At 73.2% G+C, this 8,835-nt stretch carries 9 protein-coding genes; 5 read left to right on the top strand and 4 right to left on the bottom strand.

The genetic code is table 11. The features are described from left to right. Positions 1-314 (bottom strand): hypothetical protein (locus RH94_RS45045; protein ID WP_234426157.1); only part of this gene is annotated, 314 nt, incomplete at its 3' end. Between RH94_RS45045 and RH94_RS31100 the strand changes: the two genes are divergently transcribed. Both RH94_RS31100 and RH94_RS31105 read left to right on the top strand, forming a co-directional pair. Continuing rightward, positions 271-822, top strand: a complete 552-nt coding sequence (locus RH94_RS31100) for an ATP-binding protein (RefSeq protein ID WP_234426151.1) — start codon at positions 271-273, stop codon at positions 820-822. The two genes, RH94_RS45045 and RH94_RS31100, sit on opposite strands and share 44 nt — an antisense overlap. A gap of 180 nt (positions 823-1,002) precedes the next feature. Continuing rightward, positions 1,003-1,968 (top strand): DUF5926 family protein, encoded by a 966-nt coding sequence (locus RH94_RS31105; protein ID WP_073951682.1) that lies wholly within the window; start codon positions 1,003-1,005, stop codon positions 1,966-1,968. Between the two features lie 256 nt (positions 1,969-2,224). Here RH94_RS31105 and RH94_RS31110 read toward each other — a convergent pair whose 3' ends face one another. Together RH94_RS31110 and RH94_RS31115 are read right to left on the bottom strand one after the other, a co-directional pair. Beyond that, positions 2,225-2,830, bottom strand: coding sequence for a hypothetical protein (locus RH94_RS31110; protein ID WP_234426152.1), 606 nt, complete (start codon positions 2,828-2,830; stop codon positions 2,225-2,227). A 55-nt stretch (positions 2,831-2,885) separates the two neighbouring features. Continuing rightward, complete coding sequence (locus tag RH94_RS31115) at positions 2,886-3,551, bottom strand: bifunctional DNA primase/polymerase (RefSeq protein WP_073951683.1); 666 nt, start codon at positions 3,549-3,551, stop codon at positions 2,886-2,888. A gap of 502 nt (positions 3,552-4,053) precedes the next feature. On the opposite strand from RH94_RS31115, the gene RH94_RS31120 reads away from it, so the two are divergent. Both RH94_RS31120 and RH94_RS31125 read left to right on the top strand, forming a co-directional pair. Next, complete coding sequence (locus RH94_RS31120) at positions 4,054-5,601, top strand: PP2C family protein-serine/threonine phosphatase (protein WP_199881098.1); 1,548 nt, start codon at positions 4,054-4,056, stop codon at positions 5,599-5,601. A 139-nt stretch (positions 5,602-5,740) separates the two neighbouring features. Then, positions 5,741-7,198 (top strand): aminopeptidase P family protein, encoded by a 1,458-nt coding sequence (locus tag RH94_RS31125; protein WP_073951685.1) that lies wholly within the window; start codon positions 5,741-5,743, stop codon positions 7,196-7,198. 96 nt (positions 7,199-7,294) lie between these two features. Here the strand turns inward: RH94_RS31125 and RH94_RS31130 are convergent, their stop codons facing one another. Continuing rightward, on the bottom strand, positions 7,295-7,741 hold the full coding sequence (locus RH94_RS31130) for an ATP-binding protein (protein WP_073951686.1): 447 nt from the start codon (positions 7,739-7,741) through the stop codon (positions 7,295-7,297). A 222-nt stretch (positions 7,742-7,963) separates the two neighbouring features. Here RH94_RS31130 and RH94_RS31135 point away from each other — a divergent pair, with 222 nt between their 5' ends. Then, positions 7,964-8,821 carry a hypothetical protein gene (locus RH94_RS31135; RefSeq protein ID WP_073951687.1) on the top strand — a complete coding sequence of 286 codons (858 nt, stop codon included), beginning with the start codon at positions 7,964-7,966 and terminating at the stop codon, positions 8,819-8,821. Positions 8,822-8,835 lie beyond the last annotated feature (14 nt).

Raw genomic sequence — 8,835 nt, forward strand, 5'->3', positions numbered from 1 at the left:
CTCGGCCGCCGAGCGGTCGCGGGTCCGTCTCGGGTCGGTCGCTGATCGGTCCCGGGTCCGTCGCGGGCCTTGACCGGGACGGCCGTACCGCACCATCCTCCTTTTTCGGCCACACCGTAGAAATCCAGCCACACGATGACAGGGAGTGCTCCGGCGCGTTCGGTGCGTGTTCGACCGTTTTGAATGCGTCCTCGGACGACAATCGGCCGGTTTCCGGTACAGGCCGGTGGGGCATCCACACCGTGGCGTGGGGCGAAGGAGGTCTCGGGGGTGGCGTTGGTGGTGGCACAGGAGGTGCCCACGTCGTCGAGCATGGCCGTACCCCATGGTCCTGCGGGCGTGGGGGAAGCACGACACCGGATGCGCGAGCAACTGCGCGGAGGCGGCGTGGCGGAATCGGTCATCGACGATGCCGTACTGGTCCTTTCCGAACTCTTGAGCAATGCCTGCAAACACGGCCGGCCACTGGGCGGTGCCCTGACCGGTGACGGCGACGTACGGGCCGCGTGGCGCGTGGACGCGTGCGGCCGGCTGGTCGTGGAGGTGACCGACGGCGGCGGCCCGACCCGCCCGGCCCCGGCCACCCCCTCGGTCACCGCGCACGGAGGCCGCGGGCTGAACATCATCACCGCGCTCTGCGAGGACTGGGGCGTACGGGACGCCGCGGGCGGCGAGGTCACCGTGTGGGCGGTCGTCCACGACGACGTGCACGACCCGGACGCCGGCCACCGCCGCGACGACTTCGCCTCCCGGGTCACCGCACCGCCGGTGACGGCTCTGTCCGAGCTGGGTTTCGCGGACACGTTCGACGCCCTGGACTGAACGCGCACGCGTGCGGCACGTGGCGGGCGTGCCGCACGGTGGGCCCAGGTCATGGGCCGCCGAGAGCCGATCGGTGGTCCGCATCGCCCGCCTTGTCCACAGGGTCCCGTCGTCCACGGCGCGAACGGCTAGGCTNGGCTCGCGCCCGTACGAGACGAGCCGTAACCGGGAGACACCCAGATGGCCAAGAAGCGACCCCAGACGAAGGCCAAGCGCCCGCAGCTCACGGACGGAGAGATCCCGGTGGTCGGCGCGCGCGAGCCGTGCCCCTGTGGCAGCGGCCGCCGCTACAAGGCCTGCCACGGCCGGACCGCCGCGCACGCGGTGACCGAGCTCGTGCAGCGGCCGTTCGAAGGACTTCCCGGCGAATGCGACTGGGTGGCACTGCGCGAACTGGTCCCCGCCGCCACGGTCGGGCTGACCCTCAAGGACGGCCTGCCCGAGGGCGTCCCGGCGGTCACGCTCGCCACGGTCCTGCCGATGGCCTGGCCCGCGCTGCGCCGTGACGACGGCTCGGTGCTGCTGGGCCTGCAGAACGACACGGCGTCCGGCGACATCAGCCGCGACCTCGCCGACACCCTGCTGCGCGCGCTGGAGGCCGAGCCCGGCACTCCGGTGCAGGGCCGCCGCGCCCCGGCCGACGGTCCGCGGCTGCAGGACCTGCTCGACGCCGAGGCTCCTTTCGAGCCGGTGGTGCACGAGGGCTTCGAGTTCTGGGTGCCGGACGCGGAGAACGCGACGCCGGAGGTCGCCGCCTCCCTGGAGCGGGCCAACGCGGCGGCCATCCCGACCGTGCGCCTGCAGGGCGTCGAGGCCGCGTACTGGTGCCGGACACCGGAGAAGAACCACCTGCGCTGGGTCATGCCGCACCCGGAGGAGCGACTTCTGGACGCCCTGGCGCGGCTGCACGCGGCGGGCCGTTCGAGCCTGGGAGAGAACACCCGGCTCGTGGGCTCCTTCCGCGCCCACGGCCTGACGGTGCCGGTGTGGGACCTGCCGAGCGAGGTCGGTGCCCAGGACGTGGAGAAGCCGGCCGCCGAGTTCGCCGAGCGGCTGACCGAGGCCCTGGCCGCCCGGACGCCGCTGACCGGGGACGAGCGCCGGGCCCGCGGCGGCCTGACCAACCGGCAGGTCACGCTCAGCTGATCCACCGGGGTGCGGCTGACCGGCCGGTCAGCCGCACGACTTCGCCGCAGTAGGTGACTCCGGTCACAACCCCCGGCCGTCGCAGGGGAGTCGGTGACCGGAAAGGCGGCCCGCCCGGTGACTGGAAAGCCGGGATCGAATTTGCGAACCGCCGATCTCTTGTTACCGTGCAAGTAGCCCGGTTGCTGGTGCATCCCCCGTCGCCAGCAACCGGGCCTTCGCGTGCGCGCCGCCGATCACCGCGCGCAGTCATTCATCAACCGTCCGTCGCCGCAGGTGAGTTGCTTCCGGAGCGCAGCAGCAGCGGTCCGTCCGCGCCGCGTTCGGCGAGCTCCGCGACGGCGGTGTACGCCATGGGCGCTCCCCGGACGTGCTCCCGGGGTGTCTCGCACGTCCCCGGCTCGTCGTCGCCGTCCGGCGCGCAGTGCGCCCGCACGGTGCGCTCGCCCGGGCCCATGAGGGTCAGGTCGGCGTCCAGGGGACGGCCGGTGGTGTTGCGGTAGTAGGTGCGCGCCCAGGTGTCCTGCCCCTGGGTCAGCACACAGGTCTGCGCCTCGACCCCGTCGGGTGAGGTGACCTCCGGGCCGCAGCGTGCGGCGGTGGCCAGGCCCAGGCCGAGCAGCAGCGGGGAACGGCCGGGTCCGGCGGACGGGACCTTGTCGTCGCCGCGCGGCAGGGGGCGTACGGCGGGCCGGGCGGCCGCGGGGCTCCGGTCGCCCACCTGGCCCGCGGACGCCACGGCCAGCGGCAGCGCCACGGCACCGGCCACGACGGCCAGCAGGGCGAGCAGACGGACTCGTCGGGGACCGGGGCCGCCGCGCGGCGGCGTTCGGCTTCCGTGTCCTCCGCAGTGACGCAGCATGCGGGGACGATAACGGCGGGGGGCGGGAGCCACGCCCGCCCCGCGCCCGACACCCCTACAACTCGGGCGCGCTCACACCCGTACGAGTGAGGGCCTCCACCACGGCGTCGACCACGGCCTCCACGTCGGGCACCCAGGGCGAGGCGGAGCCGGGCAGCGGGGCCCGCTCCCAGCGGACCGGGCCGGCTCCGGTCTCGGAGGGGGGCAGCGCGAGGTAGCCGCCCTCGCCGTGGAAGCGGAGTGAGCCGGGGACGAAGTCCTTGGCGTAGAGCAGTTCGCCCAACTGCTCCATGGAGTACGGCTTGACGAGGATCGCCCAGCGCGTGGGCGAGGCGACGACCGGGCCGAGCCGTATGCCGACGCGGTCGAGCGCGGTGAGGGCCCGGGCGGCCGGGAGGGCCGGCAGGCTCACCGCGCAGGGGGCCTTGCCTCCGGTGGCCAGGACGATCGGCGCGGCGGGCCGGTTGGTCCACCACCAGCGCACCATGCGGGCGTCGGTGGTGGCCGCGAGGAGACCGGGCTCGAAGGGGTGCGCGCCGGGCACCGCGCAGTCCGGGTCGGGGCAGCCGCAGCGGCCGGACCGCCGCGGATCCGGTGCCACGCCCGGGAGTACGGGCCACTGCCACTGGGCCGCGAAGGTCAGGGCCGCGCCGATCGACTCGGACCTCTCGTCGCCGCGCTGGGACAGGAGCCTGCGTCGCCTTCCCGGGATCTCGCGCATGAGCGCTCGTTCCTTTCCGTTGCACCGCTGGCAACACCGCTGGACCATTCACATCATGTGTCGATCACTTCACTGCGCGTACCTGTTGGCGCATCACACCCCTGCCTTCAGGCACGGGGAGCCCCTATGGGCCGAGCATCGGCTGCTTCCGCGGCAGCCCCGTCCATACTGCGTCTACCAAAAGCATGGGCGTGGCGTGGGGTGGCGGAGCATGGCGATTTGGCGTCGCGTGCTTGCCCTCCGCCTCCCTCACGCGAGGATGGGGCACGGTCGTCGGTGGATAGGACGCCCGGGTCCGTCGCCAGGTTCCGGATGTCCCCCAACCACCCCTGGCCTTCTCCGAGTACGTACCCATCACGACCGCTGTGACGCTCTGTGGAGCGGACCCAGTCGACCGCAATAGGCCGTCACCCGAGGCAGTTTCAAGCCAACTTCGTATTTTCGCAAGGGGTCCGGAAGAACACTCCGAAACCCCTCTGACACCAGGAATCCCGGCAGGACAATGCTGGACATCCCCTCACGAGTGCGTGTACATGTGGAGACACTGCTGGCGGTGCAGAATGACATGGGGGTTTGCGATGCTTTTGAGCAATACGCACCGGCCGGAAAGCCGAACACCATGAACGCCCCTCATCCTTCGAAAGTGGCTGGAATCGATGCGACGGTTCCGGCCCCCGCACACACTGTCGCGCCCGCGCCCGCCGCCACGGGCACCTCCCCCGCCTCCTTCGCGAACAGCCCGGCAGCCCCGCACGCGCCCTGCGCCCCGGGCACCCTCCTGCAGGACCGGCTGGCGGGCTGGGTCTCCGACCTGACCACCCTGCACGAGCTCACCGAGCGGCTGGCCCGTACGAGCGGCATCGACGCCGCCCTGCAGGAGCTACTGCGCGCCGGAGCCGCCCTGGTCGGCGCCCGGCGCGGTCTGGTCGTACTGGAACCGGACGACGGGCTCGGCCCCGACACCACCGTCGGCCTCGGCCTCGCCCGGGCCGATCTCGGCCACATCGAGACCGTGCCGCGCAGCGCCATGCCCCACGGCACGCTCCTCGACACCGCGGCCGGACTGCCGGACGGCGAGGGCGAGGTCATGCGCCCCGACCTGTTCTCCGAGGACGGCCTCGACCCCCGCCACCGCGAGGTGGCCGCCCGCCTCGGCTACGCCGCCAGCTACGCGCTGCCCCTGTCCACCGAGACCGCCGGCCGCATCGGCGCCGCCGTATGGCTCTACGACGAGCCCGCCGAACCGGTCGAGCGCCGGCGCCACCTCGCCGGCCTCTACGTCCGCTTCGCCACCGAACACCTGGCCCGCCTGCTCGACACCGAGCGCACGCGCGCGTGCATGGCGACGGTCTACGAGGAGCTGCTGCCCTCCCGGCTGCCCCGGGTGCCCGGCGTCCAGCTCGCCTGCCGGCACCGCACGGGGCCGCGCGGCGGCGGCGACTGGTACGACGCGCTGCCGCTGCCGGACGCCGCGCTCGGCCTCGCGGTCGGCTCGGTCACCGGCTCCGGGCCGGGAGCGGTCGCCGCGATGGGCCGGCTGCGCGCGTCCCTGCGGGCGTACGCGGTGATGGAGGGCGAGGACCCCGTCGCCGTCCTGTCCGACCTCGAACTGCTGCTGCGGCTGACCGAGCCCGCCCGCTCCGCCACCGCCCTGTTCGCCTACTGCGAGCCCGCGCTGCGCAGGATCACCCTGGCCGGCGCCGGGCACAGCCCGCCGCTGCTGGTCGGCGAGCGGCGCACCGAGTTCGTGGAGACGTCCGTGTCCGCGCCGCTCGGCATGCTCGCCTGCTGGGAGGCGCCCAGCGTGGAGTTCCAGGTGGCGGCGGGGGAGACCGTGCTGCTCTACACCGACGGGCTGCTGCACCGCACCGGCGACCCGGTGGACCGCGCCTTCGCCCGGCTGCAGGCGGCCGCGGCGAGCGTCCCGCGCGCGCGACGCCACGATCCGGAGGCCGTCGCCGACCACGTCCTGCACACGGTCCTGCCGGACGACCAGGACGTGACCGGCGGCAGGGAGGACGTCGCCCTGGTGGCGGCGCGCTTCGAGTAGCCGCCCGGTCCCCGGCGCTCCCGGTAACGGGTGCTTCCGCCCCGGGCCCCCTTCCGCACGACCGTACGATGGTGGGGTCCCCCTGCTCGAGCGAGCCCGAGAGCTCGGGGACGTCCCCTGTGCATCGAGGAGGAAGACAGTGGCGGAGGAGCTCCCGGAGACCCCGGAAACCACCGAAGAAGAGCCGATCAAGCAGCGCAAGAACGGCCTGTACCCGGGCGTGTCCGACGAGCTCGCCGAGAACATGAAGTCCGGCTGGGCCGACACCGAGCTGCGCGACCTGGAGCCGGTCGAGCAGGCGGAGCACACCGCGCGCCGCCGCGCCGCGCTGTCCGCGCGCTTCCCCGGCGAGCGCCTGGTGATCCCCGCGGGCAACCTCAAGACCCGCTCCAACGACACCGAGTACCCCTTCCGGTCCGCGGTCGAGTACGCCTACCTCACCGGCAACCAGACCGAGGACGGCGTCCTGGTCCTGGAGCCCACCGCGGACGGCCACCAGGAGACGCTCTACCTCCTGCCCCGCTCCGACCGCGAGAACGGCGAGTTCTGGCTCTCCGGGCAGGGCGAGCTGTGGGTCGGCCGCCGCCACTCCCTGGCCGAGGCCGAGCTGCTGTACGGCATCGCGGCCTCCGACGTGCGCGAACTGCCGCGGAAGCTGAAGGAGGCCACCGGCCCGGTCCGCGTCGTGCGCGGCTACGACACCGGCGTCGAGGCCGCGCTGACCGACAAGGTCACCGCCGAGCGCGACGAGGAGCTGCGTGTCTTCCTCTCCGAGATGCGCCTGGTCAAGGACGAGTTCGAGATCGGCGAGCTGCAGAAGGCCGTCGACTCCACCGTGCGCGGCTTCGAGGACGTGGTGAGGGTCCTCGACAAGGCGGAGGCCACCTCCGAGCGCTACATCGAGGGAACGTTCTTCCTCCGTGCCCGCGTGGAGGGCAACGACGTCGGCTACGGCTCCATCTGCGCCGCCGGCCCGCACGCCTGCACGCTGCACTGGGTGCGCAACGACGGCCCCGTCCGCTCCGGCGACCTGCTCCTGCTGGACGCGGGCGTGGAGACGCACACCCTCTACACCGCCGACGTCACGCGCACGCTGCCGGTCAACGGCACGTACAGCGAGATCCAGAGGAAGATCTACGACGCGGTGTACGAGGCCCAGGAGGCCGGCATCGCGGCGGTCAAGCCGGGCGCCAAGTACCGCGACTTCCACGACGCCGCCCAGCGGGTGCTCGCCGAGAAGCTCGTCGCGTGGGGTCTGGTCGAGGGCCCGGTCGAGCGGGTGCTGGAGCTCGGCCTGCAGCGCCGCTGGACGCTGCACGGCACCGGCCACATGCTCGGCATGGACGTCCACGACTGCGCGGCCGCGCGCACCGAGGCGTACGTCGGCGGCACGCTGGAGCCGGGCATGGTCCTCACCGTCGAGCCGGGCCTGTACTTCCAGGCCGACGACCTGACCGTCCCGGAGGAGTACCGGGGCATCGGCGTCCGCATCGAGGACGACATCCTGGTCACGCAGGACGGCAACCGCAACCTCTCGGCAGGCCTGCCGCGCCGCTCCGACGAGGTCGAGACGTGGATGGCGTCGCTGAAGAGCTGACACGACGAGAACGGCCGGGCACCTCAGGTGCCCGGCCGTTCTCGTGCCCGGGGGCAGGTTTCTCCTGGGCGGGTCCTGGAGGGACCTGGCGGCCGTCTACACCGCCACCAGCGGCGCGTCCTCCCGCCACTTGAGGATCTTGTCGAAGCTCACCACAGCGCCGCCCCGTCCCGGCGTGCTGCCGATGTGGACGTGGTCGGCGAGTTCCTGGATGAGGCACAGGCCGCGGCCGTGCTCGGCCTCGGGGTGCACGGCGCGGAACGGGGGGCGACGGCCGCCGGGCGGAAAGCCGGGGCCCGTGTCGGCCACCTCGATGCGGCACTTCTCCCCGTCGAGGTAGGCGGTGACGCGGTACGCCTCGGAGGATCCGGCGTCCCCGCCGTGCTCGACCGCGTTCGCGCAGGCCTCGCTCAGGGCGACGGACAGGTCGTAGGAGATGTCGGGGTCGACGCCCGCGGTCTCCATCGTGCCCAGCAGCAGCCGCCGGGCGAGCGGCACGCTCGCAGCGTCACGCCGCAGATGGAGTGACCACCAGATGCTCATGCTCCAGCCTCCCGGCCGCGGCTCGACATACCGTTACGTATTGCCCCGAGTGCCCGGCCGTAAGCACTCAGTTGACACGACACCGTCCAATCGGCGGATGCGGCGGCCAGGGAATCGGTGTATGTGCGGGTCAGTAGCGACAGACCTTGACATTCCGGGCGTACTGCATCTTGTGGACCTGCCGCACGGCACCCCGGGGCCCAGTGCGATGATGAGGCCGCCATGACTGCCCCCCACCCGCGCACGGCGTGCGCCGGACGCGATCTCAGGATGCTGCGGGCCGCGGTGTTCGCCGCGGTCTGTGTCGCGCTGGCCGCTGCCGGTCACACGGTGGCCTCCTGCGCCGCGGTGCCGCTGTGGACACTGGGCGTGGGCTTTTTGGGGGCACTGGTCGTGGTGGCGCCGCTCACCGGGCGGGCTCGTTCCCTGCCGGGCATCGCCACACTGCTCGCGGTCGGCCAGACCGCGCTGCACATCCTGTTCGGACTGGGTCAGAGCGGCATGGGCGGCACGGCCACGGGGCCGACGGGGTCGATGGCGTCGACGGGACCGATGGGATCCATGCCCGTCATGTCCGACGCCGAGCTCGTGCAGCAGGCCGCGCGGTACGTGTGCGGAACGGCGGCCGCGGCGATCAGCCCGGGTCAGGCCTACCGGATACTCGTCGACGCCCGCGTCTACGACGGCGGCGCCATGGGCATGAGCGCCACGCACCGACCGGCGGACGCCCTGGCCACCACTGGTGCGGCCACGCTGCTGCCGTCCCTGACGATGCTGCTCGTCCACGTCCTCGCCGCGGTCGCCGCGGGCTGGCTGCTGCGCCGCGGCGACCTGGCCCTGCTGCGCCTGATCGACCTGTCGGCGCACGGAGTCACCGAAGGGGCGCTCATACGCTCCCTGCGCGCGGCACTCGCGCTGGTGCGCGCCCTGTGCGCCGGGCTGCCGGCCGCGCCCGACGCGGCCCCCCGCTTCCGGCGGGCCGCCGACCCCGCGCCCCCGGCCCCCCACACCACCGCACTCCAGCACACGGTGATCCGTCGCGGCCCGCCGGCCGCCGCCGCACTCGTCCTCGCCGCCTGACGCGACGCGACCAC

Source organism: Streptomyces kebangsaanensis (genome assembly GCF_001906585.1).
In the GTDB taxonomy this organism is placed as follows: domain Bacteria; phylum Actinomycetota; class Actinomycetes; order Streptomycetales; family Streptomycetaceae; genus Streptomyces; species Streptomyces kebangsaanensis.